This window comes from Pseudomonas sp. PDM26 (assembly GCF_019219185.1).
In the GTDB taxonomy this organism is placed as follows: domain Bacteria; phylum Pseudomonadota; class Gammaproteobacteria; order Pseudomonadales; family Pseudomonadaceae; genus Aquipseudomonas.
The window spans coordinates 32,966-55,631 of record NZ_JAHUWC010000013.1 but is presented as its reverse complement, the minus strand read 5'-3'; the positions used below and the strand labels follow the sequence as shown (position 1 = coordinate 55,631).

Sequence of the window (22,666 nt, the reverse complement as noted above, 5' to 3'; positions counted from 1 at the left end):
TCAAAGGCCTGTGAGGGTCGTGTGAATGAAATGTGAAACATCGGTGCCCGGGTTGATCGCAGAACTGCCAAAGCGCCTGGACAGCTTTCAGTAAACCAGATTTACAGTTTGAATTTGATGAATGTTTTGACCAGTTCGTCCAGCCCCATAATGGCCTCGACGTCCTTCTCATCAATGTTGTTATCGCCGTTGATATTCATATCGGACCACGGAACACAGTCGAGTTTATGCTCGTCGATACCCTCGTAATTAAAATTAAAGCTCATGGTTGTTATGTTGTTGTAGAAGTTGTCAGAGAATGGGTTTGTATTATTTTCGGTGTTTTCTTTTGTCAACCTTCTCGTTGTTTTTTTATATTGCGGCATTTGTATTTCTTGTAAGAATGCGCCTGCATTTCTGGGCGCCCACATATGAATATCCCTGTTTTTTCAGTCTGCTGCGCATGATCTCCAAGCGCAGCAGATCAGTGTGGTTTTCTATTTTCTCTACGTGAGGATCAGTCCCCGATCACGGACTTTCGAAACCTGCATAAGCTTTAGCCAGCGCCAACAGCTTAGCCTTGTCATCTGTATCGATATCACCGTCACCGTCGATATCTTTATTGGCATTGCGGATACTGAACGTTTGTCCGCCATCATTCGAGACTGCCAGAAGCGTAGTGGAATCCACCAGGGCAGTAGTGACTACGGAGTTTTCCGCATCCCAGCCCTCCTGTTTCAATGCAAACTGCATCGATACCAGTACTTCGTCCGGGTTTACACGCGTTGGGCCGAGTTTTTGCAAAAAGATACCGCGACTGTTTAAAATTGACATAATCAAATCCCTTTATGAAATATCAATATTCAAGTTTGTTGCGACGGAAATAGTACCGACGCCTTTGCCATGTCAGCCAGACTTTATATGTGTCTCTTGGTTGCTTGGACATAATGTATTCAATTTAAAAAAAGCAGATGCCGAACGGCACTGGTGATTTGCCATTTTTAGCGATACTGTATGTACATACAGCTATCAGGACTTTGCCATGCACACGCCATTGCCTCTCCGTGGCCGCGGCACCGCCACCAACCCGCACAACCGCTTTGCCCCCAGCCATTCGGTGGCTGAGGACGATGGCTGGTACCAGGAAGTACCGCTCACACAGGGCACCGAGGTGCGCATCGAAACGGCGAAAACCATCATTACCCGCAACACGTCGCCGGACTTGCCCTTCGATCGCTCGATCAATCCCTATCGCGGCTGCGAGCACGGTTGCATTTATTGCTATGCGCGCCCCAGTCACGCCTATTGGGACATGTCGCCGGGGCTGGATTTCGAGACAAAGCTGATCGCCAAGACCAACGCCGTGGATGTGCTGGAGGAGCAGTTGTCCAAACGTGGCTATCAATGTGCTCCAATCAACCTCGGTTCCAACACCGACCCGTATCAACCGATTGAGCGTGAATACAAGATCACCCGCCGAACCCTCGAAGTGTTGCTGCGCTACCGCCATCCGGTGACCATCGTCACCAAGGGCTCGTTGATTCTTCGCGACCTGGATCTGCTGACCGAGCTTGCCAGCCAAAGACTGGTGGCGGTAATGATCAGCCTGACCACCCTGGACGACGAACTCAAACGCATCCTCGAACCGCGCGCAGCAGCGCCCAAGGCCCGGTTGCGGGCGATCCGGGTCATGCGCGATGCAGGCATCCCGGTAGGCGTGCTGTGTTCACCGATGATTCCGATGATCAACGACAGCGAACTCGAAAGTCTGCTCGCCGAGGCCCTCGGCGCCGGCGCACAGAGCGCCGCTTACATGATGCTGCGCTTGCCACTTGAAGTGGCGCCCCTGTTCGAGGAATGGCTGGGCACCCACTATCCGCAACGGGCGGCGCATGTGCTGAGCCTGATTCGCCAGAGCCGTGGCGGCGAGCTTTATGACAGCCGCTTTGGTGCGCGGATGCGCGGTGAAGGCCCGTTTGCGGACCTGCTGGCGCAGCGCTTTGCCAAAGCGATCAAACGGCTGGGACTCAATCACCGGGAGGGGTTCAATCTGGACTGCGAAGCCTTTTGTCCGCCGGGTCGCCAAATGTCGTTGATTTGAGGACAATTGGCCTATGGTTGAGTACTGGAGAGCGCGCTCACGCATTAGGCTGGTCACGTTTTTTGTGACCTGGAAGACACGTCCTAGAGCGTTTTATTCAGTTTCAATTAAGTTTCGATCGCTACCTTGTTCATCGAGTGACTGATGGGTCGAGATGTTTCGCCTGGATGTTTTTTAACCAGCCACTGGCTTCACACCGGACCACGCGGGATGACTCCCTGACTCCGCCAATGAGGATGAATCATGAGTGACAAGGATAAACAGCCGTTGGCTGCGTCGGCCTCGCCCGAACCCGAGGCGGAAACTGCCGATGCAGCGTTGCAGCATATCGTTGACGGCTTTTTGCATTTTCATCATGAGGTCTTTCCCCAGCAGGAAGAGCTCTTCAAGAAACTCGCCACGGCCCAGCGGCCACGAGCGATGTTCATTGCCTGCGCTGATTCGCGCATCGTGCCCGAGTTGATTACCCAAAGCTCCCCCGGCGACCTGTTCGTGACCCGCAATGTCGGCAACGTTGTACCGCCTTACGGGCAAATGAACGGCGGTGTTTCCACGGCGATCGAGTACGCCGTACTGGCTCTGGGGGTGCATCACATCATCATTTGCGGGCATTCCGACTGCGGCGCCATGCGTGCGGTGCTCAACCCGGACAGTCTGGAAAAAATGCCCACGGTCAAAGCCTGGCTGCGTCATGCCGAAGTGGCCAAAACCATGGTGCAGGAGAACTGCAACTGCTCTAGCGAAAGCGAAAGCATGCACATTCTCACCGAAGAGAATGTGATCGCCCAATTGCAGCATCTGCGCACCCATCCGTCGGTGGCCTCACGCATGGCCAACGGTCAGCTGTTTATCCACGGCTGGGTCTACAACATCGAAACCAGCGAAATCAAAGCGTACGACGCCGATCAAGGCTGCTTCCTGCCGCTAAATGGCAGCCTGCCGATTCCTGTGGCGACGCCAAAAGCGCGCTTCTAAATCCTCCTAAATCGTTGTGTGGTTTAGCCGAGGCCGCCGTTCAGGCAGCCTGGCTTTGCCATGGCTGAAGAAAACTTCGGGAGACTCACCATGCGTGCTGCTCGACTCAAAGCTGTTCTGCCACGGGAGCTGCTGGCTTCGGTGGTTGTGTTTCTGGTCGCCCTGCCTCTGTGCATGGGCATCGCGATTGCCTCGGGACTGCCGCCGGCGAAAGGGCTGATCACTGGCATCATCGGTGGCTTGGTAGTCGGCTGGTTGGCCGGTTCACCACTGCAAGTCAGCGGCCCGGCGGCGGGCCTGGCCGTTCTGGTATTCGAACTGGTCCGCCAGCACGGCATCGCCATGCTTGGGCCCATACTGTTGCTGGCAGGTTTTCTGCAACTGGTGGCTGGCCGTTTGAAGCTGGGCTGCTGGTTTCGGGTGACGGCACCTGCGGTGGTATACGGCATGCTGGCCGGGATTGGCGTGCTGATCATCCTGTCTCAGGTGCATGTGATGCTGGATGCCGTGCCCAAACCCTCGGGCCTGGATAACTTGGCAGCCTTCCCGGCGGCACTGGCTCAGGCGTTGCCCACGTTTGGCTGGCAAGCCGGTTTGCTCGGTTTGTCGACGATTGCCGTCATGTGGCTGTGGGAAAAGCTCCGTCCACAATCCCTGCGCTTCGTTCCTGGCGCGCTACTTGGCGTCGGTTTGGCCACGCTTGCCAGCCTGGTGCTGGCGTTGCAGGTCAAACGGGTTGAGGTACCGGCCAACCTGACGGAGGCCATCGATTGGCTAAAGCCGGTGGACATGCTCAACCTGGCTGATCCCGCCTTGCTGATCGCCGCGTTTGCCGTGGCCTTTATCGCCAGCGCCGAAACCTTGCTCTCAGCCGCCGCGGTTGATCGCATGCACAGTGGCCAGCGCTCGGACTTCGACCGGGAGCTGTCGGCACAAGGTATTGGTAACATGCTGTGTGGCTTGCTTGGGGCGTTGCCGATGACGGGCGTTATCGTGCGCAGTTCGGCGAATGTTCAGGCCGGAGCAACTACACGGTTTTCGACCATTTTCCACGGCCTGTGGCTGCTGGCGTTCGTGCTGTTGCTGTCCAGTGTCCTGCAAAGCATTCCGGTGGCAAGCCTGGCGGGCGTGCTGGTGTACACCGGTTTCAAACTGGTGGACCTCAAGGTCTTTCGTGGTTTGGGCCGGTATGGTCGGGCGCCGATGTTCACTTACGCGGCAACCGCGCTCGCCATCGTTTTCACGGACCTGCTGACTGGCGTGTTGATTGGCTTCGGTCTGACGCTGGTGAAGCTGGCGCTTAAAGCCTCGCGCTTGAAAATCAGCCTGATCGACCTGCCTCAGGAAGGGCAAATGGAATTGCGCCTGGTGGGCGCGGCGACGTTCCTCAAAGTGCCGGCGTTGACCCAGGTGCTGGGTAGTATTCCACCAGGCGCGACGGTGCATGTGCCGCTGAATAATCTGAGCTACATCGATCACTCGTGTCTGGAGTTGCTGGAGGAATGGGGTCGGGCGAATGCGGCCAAGGGTTCGAAGCTGTTGATTGAATCGCGGGGGTTGAAGCGCAGGCTTGAGGGGCGGGTGCGGACCAATACGGGCATAGGCGCGGCTGGTTGAGATTCCTGTGTGGGAGCGAGCTTGTTCGCGATGGCGGCGTATCAATCAACATTGGTGTTGAATGACATGGCCTCATCGCGAGCAAGCTCGCTCCTACAGGGGGATTGTGTTTACCGATGGATCAAGCTGCCGGCTGATCCAGCTCCAGGCCCACGCCCAAACGGCGCGACATGCACGGCCAGCGCTTCCACGCGGCACCGGTGTCCGGGCTGCTGAGCTTGTCGCGGTAGGCTTCCACCGACTCTAGCGCAAAGCTCTCTTCGGTCAACATTTGATCGAACGCGTGATGTACGACTTCGTCCAGTTGGTTGGCAAACTCCTCACCGATCAATTGGTGAGCAATCAGGTTGGCGACAGTCATGTCCAAGGGGATCAGAGGCTGGCCGAAATGCTTGATGTACAGGTCGTTGACCTCTTCGACAAACCGGTGCGCCAGGTAGGCTTCATCCAGCAGGCTGTCGAGCCCGACGTGGCCGTCCATGATGGCTGGCGGCTGAAGGAAGTACTGCTCGGCGATTTCCAGCACCGGTTTGATCTGTGAATCAATGCCCGCTTCCCTGGCGACTTCATTGGCTGCATCCAGCAGATCGGGCACTTCTTCGATGTAGGCGGCGACAAATCGCGTCAGTACGCCGTTGGTATCGGTCTCCGGCAATTGGATCGCCGGGTGTAGATGAGGCAGTTTACTTTCCAGCTGACGCGTCAGCAGGCCGGTCTCGGCTTCATGTTGTTGGGCTTTTTGGATCTGCTCGCGCAATGCGGCGGTGTTCATGAAAACTCCAGGAAACAAGGCAATGAAATAGGGAAGACATAACTTAGCTGGCTTACGAAAAATGCTAAGACGCATTTGTCATAATTATTTCATCCTTGATGCATCTGCGTTATATCGATTTGCCACCACTCGTCTGCATCCTTCTCCAATCGTGCCCTTGAACGCAAGTCCCCGCTGTTTCAGATCATTTACGTCATCGCGTTGCGTGGTCGGAGTCGCTGTCTATACTCGCCATTGAATGGAGTTAGCTGATGACGCCCGACTGCATATGCAGCAAGGCCCGGTGCTCAAGTTCGTAGTCTGATGCAGCCGCTCCCTTGCCGCAGGTGAAAGCCGGCGGGATAAAAAGAACGATAAGGGGAACCCGCAATGATGCGACATCCACATGTCTGGATGGGCCTCCTGTTGTGGTCGATTTTCAGTCAGGCGCAAGCGGCCTGGACTGTGAATATGGCGCCTGGAGCGACTGAAATCAGTCACGCAGTATTCGACCTGCACATGACCATTTTCTGGATCTGTGTGGTGATCGGCATCATCGTTTTTGGTGCCATGTTCTGGTCGATGATTCTTCACCGCCGCTCGACCGGGCAGGTGGCCGCCAAATTTCATGAAAGCACCACCGTCGAAATCCTCTGGACCATCGTGCCCTTCCTGATCCTGGTGGCCATGGCGGTTCCCGCTACCGCAACCCTGATCAAGATGTACGACGCCAGCGAGCCGGAGATCGATATACAGATCACCGGCTACCAGTGGAAGTGGCATTACAAATACCTGGGCCAGGACGTCGAGTTCTTCAGCAACCTGACCACCCCCCAGGATCAAATCCACAACAAGGAAGCCAAGAGCGAGCACTACCTGCTCGAAGTCGACAAGCCACTGGTGTTGCCGGTCGGCACCAAGGTGCGCTTCCTGGTGACCTCCGCCGACGTGATCCACTCCTGGTGGGTGCCGGCTTTCGCGGTCAAGCGCGATGCGATTCCCGGGTTCGTCAATGAGGCCTGGACCCGCATCGACAAGCCCGGCATCTACCGTGGCCAGTGCGCTGAGTTGTGCGGCAAGGATCACGGTTTCATGCCGACGGTGGTCGAGGTCAAGGAAAAGGCCGATTACGAAAAATGGCTGGCCGATCGCAAGGTCGAGGCCGCGCAGCTCAAAGAGCTGACCAGCAAGGAATGGACCCTCGACGAGCTCAAGGAGCGCGGCGACAAGGTCTATCACACCACCTGCGTGGCCTGTCACCAGGCCGAAGGCCAGGGCCTGCCGCCGATGTTCCCGGCGCTCAAGGGCTCGAAAATCGCCACCGGACCGAAAGACGCTCACCTGAGCATTGTCTTCCACGGCAAGCCCGGCACCGCAATGGCGGCGTTCGGCAAGCAACTATCGGAAGTCGATATCGCGGCGGTCGTGACCTATGAACGTAATGCCTGGGGCAACAACAAAGGCGACATGGTCACGCCTAAAGAAGTACTGGAGCTGAAACAGGCGGAAAGCAAATGACCCGGTCTATTGCGCACGTACGGAACCGGTCGGGGCTATGCACCCCGGCCTGCCCAGCCCATCTGTTTGCAGGAGACAGGACATGACTGCTGTAATCGATGAACATGTTCATACCGCCACTGACCACGCCCACGGCCCCGCCAAAGGCTTGATGCGCTGGGTGCTGACCACCAACCACAAGGACATTGGCACGCTGTACCTGTGGTTTGCATTCTCCATGTTCCTGCTTGGCGGCTCGTTCGCCATGGTGATCCGTGCCGAGCTGTTCCAGCCGGGGCTGCAAATCGTCCAGCCGGAGTTCTTCAACCAGATGACCACCATGCACGGTCTGGTGATGGTCTTCGGTGCAGTGATGCCGGCATTCGTCGGGCTCGCCAACTGGATGATCCCGCTGATGATCGGCGCGCCGGACATGGCCCTGCCGCGGATGAACAACTTCAGCTTCTGGCTGTTGCCGGCAGCGTTCCTGCTGCTGGTATCGACCCTGTTCACCGCCGGCGGCGGGCCGAACTTCGGCTGGACCTTCTATGCACCGCTGTCGACGACCTACGCGCCGGAAAGCGTGACCTTCTTCATCTTCGCCATTCACTTGATGGGGATCAGTTCGATCATGGGGGCGATCAACGTGATCGCGACCATCCTCAACCTGCGCGCCCCCGGCATGACGTTGATGAAAATGCCGCTGTTCGTCTGGACCTGGCTGATCACCGCGTTCCTGTTGATTGCGGTGATGCCGGTACTGGCGGGCTGCGTGACCATGATGCTGATGGACATCCATTTCGGCACCAGCTTCTTCAGCGCCGCCGGTGGCGGTGACCCGGTACTGTTCCAGCATGTGTTCTGGTTTTTCGGTCACCCCGAGGTGTACATCATGATCCTGCCGGCCTTCGGTGCCGTCAGCTCGATCATTCCGGCTTTTTCGCGCAAGCCATTGTTCGGCTACACCTCGATGGTCTACGCCACGGCGAGTATCGCGTTCCTGTCGTTCATCGTCTGGGCGCACCACATGTTCGTGGTCGGCATTCCGTTGGTGGGCGAGCTGTTCTTCATGTACGCCACACTGCTGATTGCAGTGCCAACGGGCGTGAAGGTGTTCAACTGGGCCAGCACCATGTGGCAAGGCTCGCTGACGTTCGAGACGCCGATGCTGTTCGCCGTGGCGTTCGTGATCCTGTTCTCCATCGGCGGGTTCTCCGGGTTGATGCTGGCCATCGCCCCGGCAGACTTCCAGTACCAGGACACCTACTTCGTGGTTGCGCACTTCCACTACGTACTGGTGCCGGGGGCGATCTTCGGGATCTTCGCCTCGGCCTACTACTGGCTACCGAAATGGACTGGCCACATGTACGACGAAACCCTCGGCAAGCTGCATTTCTGGCTGTCGTTCATCGGCATGAACATGGCCTTCTTTCCGATGCACTTCGTGGGGCTGGCGGGGATGCCGCGACGGATTCCGGACTACAACCTGCAATTCGCCGACTTCAACATGGTGTCGTCGATCGGTGCATTCATGTTCGGCGCCACGCAGATCTTCTTCCTGTTCATCGTGATCAAGACCATTCGCGGCGGCCCCCCAGCACCGGCCAAACCGTGGGACGGGGCTGAAGGCCTGGAGTGGAGCATCCCGTCTCCGGCGCCGTATCACACCTTCACCACGCCGCCGGAAGTGAAATGAACACTGTGACCCTTGTAGGAGCGAGCTTGCTCGCGATGGTCGTCAGAAAGCACGCTGGAAGCCTGACACCCCGCGGTGGTCTCAGGTTCTTCGCGAGCTGGCTCGCTCCTACAGGGGCTCCGGTGGAGGCAAAAAGTCATGGCTGACTCTGTTTCGATGAAAAAACTGGTCACGCGCCTGCTGACCGTGGTGGTGGCGATGTTTGTGTTCGGGTTTGCACTGGTGCCGATCTACGACGTGATGTGCAAGGCGTTCGGTATCAACGGCAAGACCGCCGGGCAGTACGAGGGCGAGCAAACGGTGGACACCTCGCGGCAGGTGCGCGTGCAGTTTCTGTCGACCAACACCGCCGATATGCCCTGGGACTTCTATCCCAAGGGCGAGGAACTGGTGGCCCATCCGGGGGCGGTGAACGAAATGATCTTCATCGCCCATAACCCCACCGATAAGCCGATGAGTGCCCAAGCGGTGCCGAGCATTGCGCCGAGCACCGCGGCGGCGTACTTCCACAAGACCGAATGTTTCTGCTTTACCCAGCAAGTGCTGCAGCCCGGTCAACGGATCGAGATGCCGGTACGTTTCATCGTTGACCGTGACATGCCAAAGGATGTGAAGCACCTGACGCTGTCTTACACGCTGTTCGATATCACTGCCCGACATCCACCGGTAGCTGTAAACACTGGCGGCTGAGCGTGTCCGATAAGGAGAACAATAAATGGCAACTCATGAACATTATTACGTTCCCGCCCAGAGCAAATGGCCGATCATCGCCACGGTCGGGATGTTCGTCACGGTGTTTGGCCTGGCCACCTGGTTCAATGATCTGAAAGCAGCGCGTCCGGAATCCCACGGGCCACTGATCTTTTTCGTCGGCGGGTTGCTGCTGGCCTACATGCTGTTCGGCTGGTTCGGTACGGTCATCAAGGAAAGTCGTGGTGGTTTGTACAGCGCGCAAATGGATCGCTCGTTCCGCTGGGGCATGAGCTGGTTCATTTTCTCGGAGGTGATGTTCTTCATCGCCTTTTTCGGCGCGCTGTTTTATGTGCGTCACATCTCCGGGCCGGCGCTCGGCGGTGAAGGCGCCAAAGGCATCGCGCACATGCTGTGGCCGAACTTCGAATTCGTCTGGCCGTTGCTGAACAACCCCGACTCGAAATTGTTTCCGCCGCCCAAGGAAGTCATCAGCCCCTGGGGTCTGCCGCTGCTCAACACCGTGTTACTGGTGAGCTCCAGCGTAACCGTGACCGTCGCCCACCACTCCTTGAAAAAGGGCCATCGCGGCGCACTGAAGCTATGGTTGGCGCTCACCGTGTTGCTGGGCTGCGGGTTCCTCACCTTCCAGGCCGAAGAGTACATGCACGCCTACCGCGAGCTGGGTCTGACCCTGGGTTCGGGCATCTACGGCGCGACGTTCTTCATGCTCACCGGGTTCCACGGCGCCCATGTGACCATCGGCACCATCATCCTGTTCGTGATGCTGATGCGGATCATGCGGGGGCACTTCGACAGCGAGCATCAGTTCGGCTTTGAAGCGGCGAGCTGGTATTGGCACTTCGTGGATGTGGTGTGGATCGGGCTGTTCGTTTTCGTCTATGTGCTGTAGGAGCGAGCTTGCTCGCGAAGGTTTATCAGTCGAAATCAGGGTGACTGACACGCCTTGGCGAGCAAGCTACCAAGGCACGTGAGAGACCAACTGGCCGCTGAAAAAACCCCAGGCGATCAGACCGAGGGTAAGGACGGCCAGCGTCACTCGCACACTCAAGGCAATGACGAGGCGGTTTGAGCGGCTGTCGTCCTTGACCAGAAAAAACAGGCCGCTGAACAGGCTGACAACCGTGGCAATCAGCATCAGGACGATGGCTGCTTTGAGCATGGTGAGACTCCGGGGGGAGAAGCGATGCATTTGAGTATAGCTATCGCAATGACCAACTTTCTGGCGACGCCATGAAGCGCTTTCGGCCAGGTATCGTGCCAACGCTGGTGGTGGCGTTGTTGCTGCCGCTGCTGGTGTCTTTGGGGTTCTGGCAATTGAGCCGGGGCGCGGAGAAAAGCGCGCTGCTGCAAGCCTACGCCGAGCGTCGTGTCGCCGAGCCGATGGCCAGCACCGAACTGCAACACACGACAGACCCGGCCTTCCGTCGGGTTCGCCTGCATGGCCAGTTCGATGCCGAACACAGCCTGCTGCTGGACAACAGTCAACGCAACGGCAGGGTTGGTGTCGAGCTGTTGCAACCGTTTCACGATCAGGCCTCCGGGCTTTGGCTGCTGGTCAATCGCGGCTGGCTGCCGTGGCCGGAGCGCCGCACACCCCCCCAATTCAAGACACCCACCGAAGCGGTCAGCCTCGACGCGTGGGTCTACGTCTCCCCCGGTGCGACGTTCCAATTGCACGAAGATCCCACAACGTTGACATGGCCGAAGCTGATTACGGCCGTTGAGCCAACCAGGCTCTGGACTGCGCTGAACCGCGAAGGCTTTGCCTTTGAGCTACGCGCCGAAACCGGCCCCGCCACTTATCAGGCCGACTGGCCGGTGGTGGCCATGGGGCCGGAAAAACACGTTGCTTATGCCGTGCAGTGGTTCGCCATGGCGATTGCCCTGTTCGGCCTTTATCTCTATCTCGGCTGGCACAACGCAAAGGAGAAACACCATGGGAGCGGCCATGAATCCACCCAGCATGTCTGAGGCGAAACTGTCGGTGAACCGGCGCAAGGGCCGCATGCAACTGCTGCTGATCCTGCTCGGGGTAATCGGTCCGATGATCCTCGCCACCGGCATGTACAAGCTGAATTTCTGGGTGCCCGAGGGCCGCAGCTATCACGGCGAACTGATCGGTAACGGCCAGACCCGTGCCGACATCGGCGTGCAGGCTCAGGAGGATCGCTGGCAGATACTGGTAACGGCGCCCAAGGCTTGTGCGGTGGACTGCCAGCAACTGGTGTATCTGGCGCGGCAGATCCAGATCGGCCTCGGCCGCGATGCATCCCGCGCCAGCCATGCACTGGCTGCCGCGCAGACGCTGAACAGCGATTACGAGACTAAACTTCAACGCGAGTACCCGCAGTTGCAACGCTATTCACTGGACTTGCCGACCTACACCAAAGGTGCTCAGAGCAATGACGCGCCGCACCTGTGGATCATCGACCCTCACGGCAACCTGGTGCTGCGCTATGACCCGTCGGTGAAGGGTAAGGACCTGCTCAACGACCTGCGTCACCTGCTGAAACTGTCGAATATCGGATAAGGGCATCGTCATGGCCAAACCTGGATTTCGCCTCGCGTTGTTTGCCACCTTGCTGGCACTGATTGTGGTGTTACTCGGCGCCTACACCCGCCTGACCCACGCCGGCCTCGGCTGCCCGGACTGGCCCGGCTGCTACGGCTTCATCAGCGTGCCGAAAAGCGAAGCCCAGCTGGCCCATGCCGAATTGCATTTCCCGGACGCTCCGGTCGAGGCCCACAAGGGCTGGAACGAGATGATCCACCGCTACTCCGCCGGCACGTTGGGGATATTGATCACGGTGTTGGCCGGTCGCGCGTGGTTGCATCGCCGTCATCCAGGACAACCGGTGAAGTTACCGTTGTTTTTGTTGGCGGTGGTTTTTGGCCAGGCCGCGTTCGGCATGTGGACAGTAACGCTCAGGCTCTGGCCGCAGGTGGTTACCGGGCATTTGCTTGGCGGTTTCGCGACCTTGAGCCTGTTGTTTCTGCTGACCTTGCGCCTGTCCGGCGTACTGCCGGCGCTGACCGTGCCGCGACGCCTGCAGCACTGGGCGACGGCCGGACTGCTGCTGGTGATCGGGCAAATCGCCCTCGGTGGCTGGGTCAGTTCCAATTACGCCGCCGTGGCCTGTATCGACTTTCCTACTTGCCACGGCCAATGGCTGCCGCCTGCCGACTTCGCCAATGGCTTTCACCTGACCCAACACATCGGTCCGAACTATCTCGGCGGGCAACTGGACAGCGATGCCCGTACGGCCATTCACCTGACCCATCGCATCGGTGCGTTGCTGGTCACCCTGGTGTTGCTCGGTCTGGCCTGGCAATTGAAAGTTGTCGGCATGACGCGCCTGGCAGGCCTGGTGCTGATCGCCCTTGGCGCACAAATCACACTGGGCATCAGCAACGTGCTGTTCCATCTGCCGCTGCCAGTGGCCGTCGCGCATAACGCGGGCGGTGCGGCGCTGTTGCTGACCATGGTGCTGGTCAATTACCACGCCCGAACCAGTCTGGTCCGGGTCAAGCAGCCAACGCGCTGGCACTTCAGCCCGCGTAAACACTCAGCCGGGCCCATAACAATAAAAGGAGAGATGCCATGGCGATTCTGATCGGCGAACGTCCCAGTCAGGCGATCTGGCGTGACTACCTGGAGCTGACCAAACCCAAAGTCGTGGTGCTGATGCTCATCACTTCGCTGGTGGGGATGTTCCTCGCGACCCGTGCCGGTGTGCCGTGGACGGTGCTGATTTTCGGCAATCTGGGCATCGCTTTGTGTGCCGGTGGCGCGGCGGCGGTCAATCATGTGGTGGACCGGCGCATCGACGCAGTCATGGCGCGCACCCACAAACGGCCGATCGCCGAAGGTCGGGTGTCACCAAGCGCCGCGCTGACGTTCGCGTTCGTATTGGCGGCCCTCGGGCAAGCCATGTTGCTGACGTTCACCAACCCGCTGACCGCATGGCTGACCCTCGCCTCGCTGCTCGGCTACGCGGTGATCTACACCGGATTTCTCAAGCGCGCGACCCCGCAGAACATTGTCATCGGTGGTCTGGCCGGTGCTGCGCCGCCGTTGCTCGGCTGGACCGCCGCCACCGGTCACGTCAGCGCCGAACCGCTGCTGCTGGTGCTGATCATCTTCGCCTGGACCCCGCCGCACTTCTGGGCACTGGCGATCCATCGCAAGGAGGAATACGCCAAGGCCGACATCCCGATGCTGCCGGTCACCCATGGCGTGCACTACACCAAGATTCATATCCTGCTGTATACCTTCGCGTTGCTCGCTGTCAGCCTGATGCCTTACGTGATCCACATGAGCGGTATGCTGTACCTGGTGTGCGCGCTCGGGCTGGGTGCGCGATTTCTGCAATGGGCCGTGGTGCTGTACCGTGGCACTCGGCCGCACGCGGCGATCAACACGTTCAAGTACTCTATTTACTACTTGTTCCTGCTGTTTATCGCCCTGCTCGTAGACCACTACTTACTGTTGAACCTATGACTCGAACCCAGAAAACCGTCTTCATTCTCGTTGCCCTGGTCGCACTGATCCTGGGTCTGACCGTCAACAAGGTGCTATCCGGGAAGAATCAAGGCGATCCGACAGCGCTGATCGACGCCGGAATCATCTTGCTGCCGCAGAGCCGTAATCTGCCGGACGTGACGATGACCAATCAGGACGGCCAGCCGGTCGCGATCAATGAATTGAAAGGCAAGTGGAGCCTGCTGTTCTTCGGCTACACCTTCTGCCCGGACATCTGCCCGACCACCCTCGCCCAGCTGCGACAGATCAAGAGCGAGTTGCCGCCAGAAGCGGTGGATAAACTGCAAATCGTGCTGGTCAGCATCGACCCCAATCGCGATACGCCCAAGCAGCTCAAGCAGTACCTGGGTTACTTTGACCCGCAGTTCATCGGCCTAACCCCGGCGTCGACCGAAGAGCTGCAAAAGATCGCCAACGCGGTGAGCATTCCATACATTCCGGCGGACACCAGCAAGCCGAACTACACCGTCGACCACAGCGGCAACCTCGCGGTGATCGGGCCGGACGGCACCCAGCGCGGCTTCATCCGCGCGCCGTTGAATAATGCGAAGCTGGTGGCACAATTGCCGGTGATGCTCAAACGCAATTAAGCACCGCAATCCCTCTGTAGGAGCGAGCTTGCTCGCGATGGAGTGTCAGTCGACATCACAGTGGCTGACACACCTTCGCGAGCAAGCTCGCTCCTACAAGGGGCCGTGTTTCGGGCACAAAAAAGGGGCGCATTCGATGCGCCCCTTTTTTGTTGCTTTCAGCCAATCAGAACGCCGGCACCACCGCGCCTTTGTACTTCTCGAGAATGAAGGCCTTCACTTCCGGGCTGTGCAGGGCAGCCACCAGTTTCTTCATCGCTTCACTGTCCTTGTCATCCGGGCGAGCCACCAGGATGTTCACGTAAGGCGAGTCGCTGCCTTCGATGAACAGCGCGTCCTTGGACGGATCGAGCTTGGCTTCCAGCGCGTAGTTGGTGTTGATCAGCGCCAGGTCGACCTGGGTCAGCACGCGCGGGATGGTCGCGGCTTCCAGTTCGCGGATTTTCAGGTCCTTGGTGTTCTCGGTGATGTCCTTGACGGTCGACAGGATGTTGTTCGAATCCTTCAACTTGATCAGCCCGGCCTTGGCCATCAGCAACAGCGCACGGCCGCCGTTGGTCGCATCGTTCGGGATCACCACATTGGCACCGCCAGGCAGTTCGGCAATGGTCTTGTACTTGCTCGAGTAAGCGCCCAGGGGCTCCAAATGCACGCCGGCCACGGAAACCAGGTGGGTGCCCTTGGCCTTGTTGAACTCATCCAGGTACGGCTGGTGCTGGAAGAAGTTGGCGTCCAGGCGCTTTTCCGCGACTTGCACGTTCGGCTGGATGTAGTCGGTGAATACCTTGACCTTCAGGTCCACGCCTTCTTTGGCCAGGGCCGGCTTCGCGAATTCGAGGATCTCGGCGTGTGGTACCGGGGTGGCCGCGACGGTCAGGGTTTGCGCATGGGCAGAGAACGCGGCAACGGCCGCGAAGGCCACGAGTAGTTTTTTCATTCAGCTAACTCCTTGTGCGGCGCCGGTTTCCGGCGCCTGCCAGCGAATGGCCGGCTCATGTCTTATTTACGGGAGAAATGCACAACCAGTTTGTCGCCAACGGTTTGCAGTACCTGGACCAATATCAGCAGCAACACCACCGTCACCACCATCACATCGGTCTGGAAACGCTGGTAACCGAAGCGGATCGCCAGGTCACCCAGACCACCGGCGCCCACGACACCGGCCATCGCCGTGTAGGACACCAGTGTAATGGCCGTCACCGTAATCGCCGCGAAGATGCCCGGACGAGCCTCAGGCAACAACGCATTGGTGATGATCTGCCGCGTGGTCGCGCCCATGGCCTGGGTCGCCTCGATGATGCCGCGATCCACTTCACGCAGGGCGGTTTCCACCAGGCGGGCGAAGAACGGCGTGGCACCCACCACCAGCGGCGGGATCGCACCCGCGACACCGAGGGACGTGCCGGTGATCAACACGGTGAACGGAATCATCACGATCAACAGGATGATGAACGGCAGCGAACGCAGAACGTTCACCACCAGCGACAACATCGCGTAGACGCCTTTGGCTTCCAGCAACTGGCGCGGGCTGCACAAGAACAGCAGCACCCCCAGTGGCAAGCCGAGCAGGACGGTGAACAACAGCGAACCGCCGAGCATCAGCAGGGTGTCGCAGGTGGCCAGCCAGATTTCGAACCAGTCGATATTGGCAAAGAAACTTGTCAGGGCTTCCATTAGCGCAGAACCTCCATGTGAACGTCGGCCGCGGTGAAGCAGGCGAAGGCCGCTTCCATGTCACCGCCGGTCACGGCCAGGGTCAGTTGCCCGTATGGGACTTCTTTGATGCGGTCGATACGACCGGCCAGGATGCTGTAGTCCACACCGGTTTCCCGGGCGACGGTGCCCAACAATGGCGCGTAGGTCGCTTCGCCCTGGAAGGTCAGACGCACGATGCGCCCCGGCACGTGAGCGAAGTCATCACGCTGTTCGCTTTCGTCGATCTGCTCGTCTTCCTGCACGAAACGCTTGGTGGTCGGGTGCTTCGGATGCAGGAACACCTCGGCCACCGAGCCTTGCTCGACGATCACGCCAGCGTCCATCACGGCTACCTGGTCGCAGACCCGGCGGATCACGTCCATCTCGTGGGTGATCAACACGATGGTCAGTTTCAGCTCGCGATTGATCTCGGCCAGCAACTGCAACACCGATGCGGTGGTTTGCGGGTCAAGGGCGCTGGTGGCTTCATCGCACAGCAGGATTTTTGGCTTGGTCGCCAGGGCGCGGGCAATGCCGACACGCTGCTTTTGTCCGCCGGACAATTGCGCCGGGTACTTTTTCGCGTGGTCGGACAAACCGACCCGCGCCAGCAACTCGGCCACGCGCGAGTCGATCTCGCTGCGCGACAGCTCGCCGGCCAGGGTCAGTGGCAGCGCGACGTTGTCGGCGACAGTCTTGGAGGCCAGCAGGTTGAAGTGCTGGAAGATCATCCCGACCTGCTGACGGAAGCGGCGCAGGCCATTGGCGTCGAGCGCAGTGACTTCTTCACCGTCGACGGTGATCTTGCCGCCACTGGCGTTTTCCAGGCGATTGATCAGACGCAGCAGGGTACTTTTTCCTGCACCGGAATGACCGATCAAGCCGAAAACCTGCCCGTTCTCAATCGTCAGACTGGTCGGATGCAGAGCGGGGATTTCCTTACCGGCGACGCGGTAGGTTTTATGGACGTTTTGAAACTCGATCACGTAGCGAACCTTGTGGGGCGCGTTAGAAAAGGATCAGCGGTTAGCCGGGCGCGCATTTTAGCCTGTCCGTATAGAGGTTCTTAGCATTTATTTCGCATTTGTCCTGTCATTTGGAAATAACGCGATCAAAGGTCAGAAAAAAGGAACGGCTGAAGAGGCGCGCTCCAGCGATTGGTCGGTATCGGGATTGGGAGGGGAAGGCAAATGCCAAGGCGATTTCGGCCTGAGCATTTTTTTGCCAGAAAGGACGCCTTCGCGGGCAAACCCGCTCCTACGTTGTCTGGAACGTTGTAGGAGCGGGCTTGCTCCGGGCGGCGTTCCGACGAAGCTTTTCAGGGTTTGCGAGGGCTAAGAACCATCTGCGCCGGAACACTGCGCAAAATCTGCCGTTCAAGCTTCAGATCAAACTCAGGATCGAGCTTGTTCACCCGTTTGGTCAGCAAATTAGCCAGCCAAGGGTAATCATTGGTGCGCGGTGCCTGAATGCTCACGTCGCACTGAAAGTTCACTACATCGGCAGCGATGGCATCCAGTTGGCGACGCAGTTTGCCCATATCGTTGATATTCAGCTCGACCGTGGTGCTTTCAGCCGTTAGATCGATGACCTTGGCCTTTGGCTTGGCTTCGGCAGCCTTGAGGGCGGCTTCGGCTTTTTCCAGCTCGGCCTTGCGCGCCTGGGCAATCGAGCCGTTGACTCCACCGGTCAGTGCCGGAGCCTTGGGCATCAACGCGCGGGCACGGCTCAAGGCGGTCGCGGCAGCATCCACATCACCCTTTTGCAGCACGATCTGACTGCGGCGCAGATAGGCTTCGGCCAGTTGCCGCTGGTATTGCTCAAGGGAAGCATCGTTGGGCGCTTCGGCCTGCAGGGCTGCCAATTGGTCTTCGGCGGTGGCCAGTTCATCGCTGGCGATGTTTTGTTCCAGCTGTACGATGGCCGTGGCCCGGGCATCGGCGGCCTCGGTGGCCGCCGGTGGCGTGCTTTGGCAGGCGCCCAGCAGCAAAGAAAATGCGACAAGGAGCAGATAACGGGAGGCGAACGACTTCATTCCTGCGACTCTCTATTTGCGCAAAAAACGAGCAAGTCTACACCCCTCGACGGGGCAGAACAAAACTCAGCAGAAACAGCATGGCGGCCGTCACCACAATCGACGGGCCGGCCGGGGTGTCCTTGAACCAGGACAGCGCCAGCCCGCCACACACGGCGAGTATGCCCAGCAGGCTCGCGCCCAGTGCCATCTGCTCCGGCGAGCGGGCGTGACGTTGTGCCGCAGCCGCCGGGATGATCAGCAACGAAGTGATCAACAACACTCCGACGATTTTCATCGCCACGGCAATCACTACGGCGATCAACAGCATTAACGCCAGGCGCAATCCCGCCACCGGCAGGCCTTCGACCCTGGCCAGTTCTTCATGCACCGTGATCGCCAGCAATGGGCGCCACAACGTAACCAGCAAGACCAGTACCGCAGCACTACCGCCAAGAATCCAGGCCAGATCGGTTGGACTGATCGCCAGCAGGTCGCCGAACAGATAGGCCATCAGGTCGATCCGCACTTCGTGCATGAAGCTTAGTACCACCAGGCCCAGCGAGAGCGTGCTGGGTGCGAGAATCCCCAAAAGTGTGTCGGATGCCAGCGGCTGGCGTTGTTGCAAGGTCACCAGCAACACTGCCAACAGCAAGCAGCCGACGGTGACGGCTACGGTCGGGCTGACATCCAGCAGGAAGCCCAGGGCCACGCCGAGCAGTGCCGCGTGGGACAGGGTGTCGCCAAAATAGGCCATGCGCCGCCAGACCACGAAAGACCCCAGCGGGCCTGCAACGACGGCCAGGGCCAGGCCTGCAAGCAGGGCGTAGAGCAGAAAATCAGCCATGCTTGCAGCTATCTCCGTGAACATGAGGTTGGCCCGACGCGGGCGCCTTGACCACCGAGCCATGCAAGTCGTGGGCGTGGTCGTGATGGTGGTGATAAATCGCCAGGCTTTGTGCGTTTTTTCCGAACAGCTCGACGAAAGCCGGATCGCCGCTGACCTGCTCGGGATGGCCGGAACAGCACACGTGACGATTGAGGCAAACCACCTGGTCCGTGGTGCTCATCACCAGATGCAAATCGTGGGAGACCATCAGCACGCCGCAACCGTGACGGTCGCGCAGGCGGGTGATCAGGCTGTACAACTCAGCCTGGCCGGCCACATCGACACCCTGCACCGGTTCGTCGAGCACCAGCAGTTCCGGCTCGCGCAACAAGGCCCGGGCCAGCAACACGCGCTGCATTTCGCCACCGGAAACGCTTTGCACCGGGCTGTCGATCACCTGTTCGGCACCGACTTCCTTGAGTGCCGCCAAGGCCATCGCACGGTCCACGCCCGGCACCAGGCGCAAGAAGCGCAGGACCGATAGCGGGAGGGTTGGATCGACGTGAAGTTTTTGCGGCATGTAACCGACCCGCAGTTTCGGCTTGCGCCATACGCTGCCGCTGTCCGGTTTCAACAGGCCGAGCACGGCACGCACGAGTGTGGTCTTGCCGGCGCCGTTGGGGCCGATCAGGGTAACGATCTGTCCCGGTTCGACGCTCAGCTCGATGTTGTCCAGCACCGGTTGCCCGGCGAACGTGACGGCAACCTGCTCAAGACGGATTAGCGCGTTGCTCATCAAGCCCCCTGGCAACCCGAGCAGAGACCGATCACTTCAACGGTCTGGCCTTCGACGATAAACCCGACATCCCTGGCGCTGGCGATGATCGCGTCGCTGATGGATTTTTGTTCGAGCTCGATGGCGGCGTGGCACCCACGGCAGATCAGGAACTGACCCTGGTGAGCATGTTCCGGGTGATTGCAGCCGATGAAGGCGTTGAGCGAGGAGATTCGATGGACCAGGCCGTTTTCCAGCAGGAAATCCAGCGCGCGGTACACCGTCGGTGGCGCGGCGCGGCGACCGTCCTGCTCGCTGAGGACCGCGAGAATGTCGTAAGCCCCCAGGGGTTTGTGGCTTTGCCACACCAGTTCCAGCACCCGCCGGCGCAATGCGGTCAGGCGCAGGCCTTGACGCGCGCACAGGGCATCGGCCTCGGACAAAGCGCTGTGAACGCAATGTGAGTGGTCGTGGGGGCGGCTGGCAATCGGTGTTTTTAGCATGAGCGACGACGAGTTTAGTGAGAGACGTTATTATGTTACCCGTTCTCGCCTCTTCGAGTGGTCATCGTGTCCCGACTTTTTTCTATCTTTGTCGCATTTGTCGCAAGTTTTCTGCTGATCGGTTCGGCACAGGCCGAGGTCAAGGTCCTTACCAGCATCAAGCCTCTGCAATTGATCGCCGCGGCGGTACAGGACGGTGTGGCGATTCCCGAGGTTTTGCTGCCACCTGGTGCATCGCCGCATAACTATGCGTTGCGCCCTTCCGACGTGCGCAAGGTGCAATCGGTGGACCTGCTGTACTGGATCGGCCCGGACATGGAAGGTTTCCTGCCACGCGTGCTGAAGGGTCGTACGCTGCCGAGCGTCGCCGTGCAGGATTTGTCAGGCATGAAACTGCGCCGCTTCGCCGAAGATAGCCACTCCCACGCCGAAGAAGCTGACGAACACGACCACGATCACCGCCCGGGCAGCCTGGATGCGCACCTGTGGCTGTCGCCGGTCAACGCCCGAGTCATCGCTACGAAAATGGCGGCCGACCTGAGTGCCGCCGATCCTGACAATGCCGCGCGCTATCAGAGCAACCTGAAGGCCTTCGACGAGCGCCTCGATGCGTTGGACGCGCGCCTGAAAAAGCGCCTGGCCGATGTTCAGGGCAAACCCTACTTCGTGTTCCACGAAGCTTTCGACTACTTCGAAGACGCCTACGGCCTCAAGCACGTGGGTGTGTTCAGCGTCGCGGCCGAAGTGCAACCCGGTGCCCAGCATGTCGCGGCGATGCGCGCGCGGTTACAGGAAGTCGGCAAGACCTGCGTGTTCAGCGAACCGCCGTTGCGCCCGCGTCTGGCGGAAACTTTGGTGGCGGGTTTGCCAGTGAAACTGGCTGAGCTGGATGCGCTGGGCGGGTACACGCCGGCGACTGCCCAGGGCTATGAGCAGGTGCTGGAGAAGTTGGGGAATGATCTGGCGGGGTGTCTGGAGTCGTTGTAGCCGCTGAAACAAAAAGATCGCAGCCTTCGGCAGCTCCTACCTCGGTCCGTAGGAGCTGCCGAAGGCTGCGATCTTTTGTTTTAAAGGGCGAAAGGCAGAGGCGTATTGACCGTCTGCCGCTGCGCCAGGCGTAACTGGAACTCCATCGGATCGTGAATCAACACATCCTGCCCGGCGAACGACTCCGCGGCGATCAAGCGTGACAACCAGAATCGTACGCAAGCCACCCGCAGCATGGTCGGCCACAACTCGGCTTCGGCAGCGGTGAACGGTCGCAAGGCCGCGTAAGCGCCCAGCAAGGCCCGCGCTCGCGGTCCATCGATCACGCCATCGTCGTCCGAGCACCAGTCGTTCAAGGCAATCGCCACGTCGTAGAGCATTGGCCCGGAGCAGGCGTTGTAGAAATCGATCAGCCCGGTCAGGTGCGTGCCTTCGAACATCGCGTTGTCGCGAAACAGGTCGGCGTGGATGTTCGCCCGCGGCAGTGCCAGGATTTTTTCCTTCTGTCGGGTGATTTCTTCCAGCGCCCGTTGCAGCAGGTCTTTCTGCTCGGCACTGAGGTGCGAGAGAAACTGCGTGCCTTCTTCCAGCATCCAGTCCAGGCCGCGATCGGTTTTGCGCTTGATCATATTGGCCTGGGTTGCCAGGTGCAGATGGCCGAGCAACTCACCGACCTGTGCGCAATGTTGCGCGTTGGCTTGCTTGATGTGCTTGCCGGCCAGGCGCGGTTGCAGCAACGCAGGTTTGCCCGCCAGTTCGCGCAAGGCCACGCCGTCTGTGGTACGCAGGGCGTAAGGTACCGGCAGGTCGGCGCCGTGCAGCACGTCGAGCAGTTCGATGAAGAACGGCATTTCCTGAACCGGGCCGCGTTCGACCAGGGTCAGGACAAATTCGCCCTGCTCCAGGCTGATAAAGAAATTGGTGTTTTCGCTACCGGCGGCAATCCCCTGGAAATCAAGCAGGCGGCCGAGGCCATAAGGGGCGAGAAAAGCTTCCAGCTCGGGCCGAGCCAGGGGGGTGAACACAGACATGTTTAAGCTGCCAGTACGGGCGCCGCTGTTGAGCCAGCGCCGATTAAAGTTAGGGACGACTTACCACTTAAAAATTTCCCACGCCGGAATAAGCATATCCGGGTAGTCGGAGCGGATGAAGTTTCCCTCCGAGCCATCCGCGCGCACCAGGAAATACGGCTTGCCGCCTTTGGGCGTGACTTTGATCGCATACAGGAAGCCGTTTTGGCGATATTCCTGAATGAGCTTGTCCCCTTCCGTACGAATGGTGACATCCGGTTCCGGCGTTGGCGCATCGTCCGCCGCCATGACGGCCAATGGTGCGATTGCAAACAATCCAGCCAGCAACAGGCGATTTAGTGTGCGCATGATAACCTTGTCCCTTTGTCG

At 59.3% G+C, this 22,666-nt stretch carries 26 protein-coding genes; 13 read left to right on the top strand and 13 right to left on the bottom strand.

The genetic code is table 11. The features are described from left to right. Positions 1-101 precede the first annotated feature (101 nt). Together KW849_RS23395 and KW849_RS23390 are read right to left on the bottom strand one after the other, a co-directional pair. Entirely contained in the window at positions 102-410 is a 309-nt protein-coding gene (locus tag KW849_RS23395) for a hypothetical protein (RefSeq protein ID WP_218431457.1), read from the bottom strand. Between the two features lie 97 nt (positions 411-507). Continuing rightward, positions 508-813 (bottom strand): hypothetical protein, encoded by a 306-nt coding sequence (locus tag KW849_RS23390; protein WP_218431456.1) that lies wholly within the window; start codon positions 811-813, stop codon positions 508-510. A 208-nt stretch (positions 814-1,021) separates the two neighbouring features. Here KW849_RS23390 and KW849_RS23385 point away from each other — a divergent pair, with 208 nt between their 5' ends. From KW849_RS23385 to KW849_RS23375, 3 genes are all read left to right on the top strand, one after another. Next, complete coding sequence (locus tag KW849_RS23385) at positions 1,022-2,080, top strand: PA0069 family radical SAM protein (RefSeq protein WP_218431455.1); 1,059 nt, start codon at positions 1,022-1,024, stop codon at positions 2,078-2,080. A gap of 243 nt (positions 2,081-2,323) precedes the next feature. Next, positions 2,324-3,055, top strand: coding sequence for a carbonic anhydrase (locus KW849_RS23380; RefSeq protein WP_108218755.1), 732 nt, complete (start codon positions 2,324-2,326; stop codon positions 3,053-3,055). A gap of 90 nt (positions 3,056-3,145) precedes the next feature. Continuing rightward, on the top strand, positions 3,146-4,672 hold the full coding sequence (locus KW849_RS23375) for a SulP family inorganic anion transporter (RefSeq protein WP_218431454.1): 1,527 nt from the start codon (positions 3,146-3,148) through the stop codon (positions 4,670-4,672). A 121-nt stretch (positions 4,673-4,793) separates the two neighbouring features. Here KW849_RS23375 and KW849_RS23370 read toward each other — a convergent pair whose 3' ends face one another. After that, on the bottom strand, positions 4,794-5,444 hold the full coding sequence (locus tag KW849_RS23370) for a hypothetical protein (RefSeq protein ID WP_218431453.1): 651 nt from the start codon (positions 5,442-5,444) through the stop codon (positions 4,794-4,796). Positions 5,445-5,813: 369 nt separating this feature from the next. Here KW849_RS23370 and coxB point away from each other — a divergent pair, with 369 nt between their 5' ends. The 4 genes from coxB (at position 5,814) to KW849_RS23350 (ending at position 10,219) form a co-directional block, all read left to right on the top strand. Continuing rightward, positions 5,814-6,941: a cytochrome c oxidase subunit II gene (coxB, locus tag KW849_RS23365; RefSeq protein ID WP_218431452.1), complete on the top strand. Its 1,128-nt coding sequence runs from the start codon at positions 5,814-5,816 to the stop codon at positions 6,939-6,941. 82 nt (positions 6,942-7,023) lie between these two features. Then, positions 7,024-8,616, top strand: coding sequence for a cytochrome c oxidase subunit I (gene ctaD, locus KW849_RS23360; protein WP_103397925.1), 1,593 nt, complete (start codon positions 7,024-7,026; stop codon positions 8,614-8,616). Between the two features lie 138 nt (positions 8,617-8,754). Further along, the gene (locus KW849_RS23355; RefSeq protein WP_218431451.1) at positions 8,755-9,306 is read left to right on the top strand and encodes a cytochrome c oxidase assembly protein; all 552 of its coding nucleotides are present in this window, start codon (positions 8,755-8,757) and stop codon (positions 9,304-9,306) included. A gap of 25 nt (positions 9,307-9,331) precedes the next feature. After that, positions 9,332-10,219, top strand: a complete 888-nt coding sequence (locus KW849_RS23350) for a cytochrome c oxidase subunit 3 (protein ID WP_218431450.1) — start codon at positions 9,332-9,334, stop codon at positions 10,217-10,219. A gap of 66 nt (positions 10,220-10,285) precedes the next feature. Here the strand turns inward: KW849_RS23350 and KW849_RS23345 are convergent, their stop codons facing one another. Further along, positions 10,286-10,489: a twin transmembrane helix small protein gene (locus KW849_RS23345; RefSeq protein WP_218431449.1), complete on the bottom strand. Its 204-nt coding sequence runs from the start codon at positions 10,487-10,489 to the stop codon at positions 10,286-10,288. Between the two features lie 71 nt (positions 10,490-10,560). Between KW849_RS23345 and KW849_RS23340 the strand changes: the two genes are divergently transcribed. Genes KW849_RS23340 through KW849_RS23320 form a run of 5 tightly spaced genes read left to right on the top strand, consistent with a single transcriptional unit; the run spans position 10,561 to position 14,463 of the window. Further along, positions 10,561-11,301 (top strand): SURF1 family protein, encoded by a 741-nt coding sequence (locus KW849_RS23340; RefSeq protein ID WP_218431448.1) that lies wholly within the window; start codon positions 10,561-10,563, stop codon positions 11,299-11,301. Further along, entirely contained in the window at positions 11,267-11,860 is a 594-nt protein-coding gene (locus KW849_RS23335) for a hypothetical protein (protein WP_218431447.1), read from the top strand. The genes KW849_RS23340 and KW849_RS23335 overlap by 35 nt, the downstream gene beginning before the upstream one ends. Positions 11,861-11,870: 10 nt before the next feature. After that, a complete protein-coding gene (locus KW849_RS23330) occupies positions 11,871-12,944 on the top strand; it encodes a heme A synthase (RefSeq protein WP_108218746.1) in 1,074 nt (357 codons plus the stop codon). Continuing rightward, positions 12,932-13,831, top strand: coding sequence for a heme o synthase (gene cyoE, locus KW849_RS23325; RefSeq protein ID WP_108218745.1), 900 nt, complete (start codon positions 12,932-12,934; stop codon positions 13,829-13,831). Before KW849_RS23330 ends, cyoE begins: the two co-directional genes overlap by 13 nt. Next, a complete protein-coding gene (locus tag KW849_RS23320) occupies positions 13,828-14,463 on the top strand; it encodes an SCO family protein (protein WP_108218744.1) in 636 nt (211 codons plus the stop codon). Before cyoE ends, KW849_RS23320 begins: the two co-directional genes overlap by 4 nt. 166 nt (positions 14,464-14,629) lie before the next feature. Here KW849_RS23320 and KW849_RS23315 read toward each other — a convergent pair whose 3' ends face one another. From KW849_RS23315 to zur, 7 genes are all read right to left on the bottom strand, one after another. After that, complete coding sequence (locus KW849_RS23315) at positions 14,630-15,400, bottom strand: MetQ/NlpA family ABC transporter substrate-binding protein (protein ID WP_218431446.1); 771 nt, start codon at positions 15,398-15,400, stop codon at positions 14,630-14,632. 62 nt (positions 15,401-15,462) lie between these two features. Then, entirely contained in the window at positions 15,463-16,137 is a 675-nt protein-coding gene (locus KW849_RS23310; protein ID WP_218431445.1) for a methionine ABC transporter permease, read from the bottom strand. Then, positions 16,137-17,144, bottom strand: a complete 1,008-nt coding sequence (locus KW849_RS23305; RefSeq protein ID WP_218431444.1) for a methionine ABC transporter ATP-binding protein — start codon at positions 17,142-17,144, stop codon at positions 16,137-16,139. Before KW849_RS23305 ends, KW849_RS23310 begins: the two co-directional genes overlap by 1 nt. Positions 17,145-17,476: 332 nt before the next feature. Beyond that, the gene (locus KW849_RS23300; protein WP_218431443.1) at positions 17,477-18,193 is read right to left on the bottom strand and encodes a PA5502 family lipoprotein; all 717 of its coding nucleotides are present in this window, start codon (positions 18,191-18,193) and stop codon (positions 17,477-17,479) included. 37 nt (positions 18,194-18,230) lie between these two features. Then, on the bottom strand, positions 18,231-19,019 hold the full coding sequence (znuB, locus tag KW849_RS23295) for a zinc ABC transporter permease subunit ZnuB (protein ID WP_108218740.1): 789 nt from the start codon (positions 19,017-19,019) through the stop codon (positions 18,231-18,233). After that, positions 19,012-19,797: a zinc ABC transporter ATP-binding protein ZnuC gene (gene znuC / locus KW849_RS23290; protein WP_007989407.1), complete on the bottom strand. Its 786-nt coding sequence runs from the start codon at positions 19,795-19,797 to the stop codon at positions 19,012-19,014. Before znuC ends, znuB begins: the two co-directional genes overlap by 8 nt. Next, positions 19,797-20,279: a zinc uptake transcriptional repressor Zur gene (gene zur / locus KW849_RS23285; protein WP_108218739.1), complete on the bottom strand. Its 483-nt coding sequence runs from the start codon at positions 20,277-20,279 to the stop codon at positions 19,797-19,799. The genes znuC and zur overlap by 1 nt, the downstream gene beginning before the upstream one ends. Positions 20,280-20,336: 57 nt before the next feature. On the opposite strand from zur, the gene znuA reads away from it, so the two are divergent. Continuing rightward, positions 20,337-21,266: a zinc ABC transporter substrate-binding protein ZnuA gene (znuA, locus tag KW849_RS23280; RefSeq protein ID WP_218431442.1), complete on the top strand. Its 930-nt coding sequence runs from the start codon at positions 20,337-20,339 to the stop codon at positions 21,264-21,266. An 80-nt stretch (positions 21,267-21,346) separates the two neighbouring features. Here the strand turns inward: znuA and KW849_RS23275 are convergent, their stop codons facing one another. Together KW849_RS23275 and KW849_RS23270 are read right to left on the bottom strand one after the other, a co-directional pair. Beyond that, positions 21,347-22,297 (bottom strand): homoserine kinase, encoded by a 951-nt coding sequence (locus KW849_RS23275; protein ID WP_218431441.1) that lies wholly within the window; start codon positions 22,295-22,297, stop codon positions 21,347-21,349. A 60-nt stretch (positions 22,298-22,357) separates the two neighbouring features. Beyond that, positions 22,358-22,645, bottom strand: a complete 288-nt coding sequence (locus KW849_RS23270) for a DUF2782 domain-containing protein (protein WP_104450417.1) — start codon at positions 22,643-22,645, stop codon at positions 22,358-22,360. Positions 22,646-22,666: the final 21 nt, after the last annotated feature.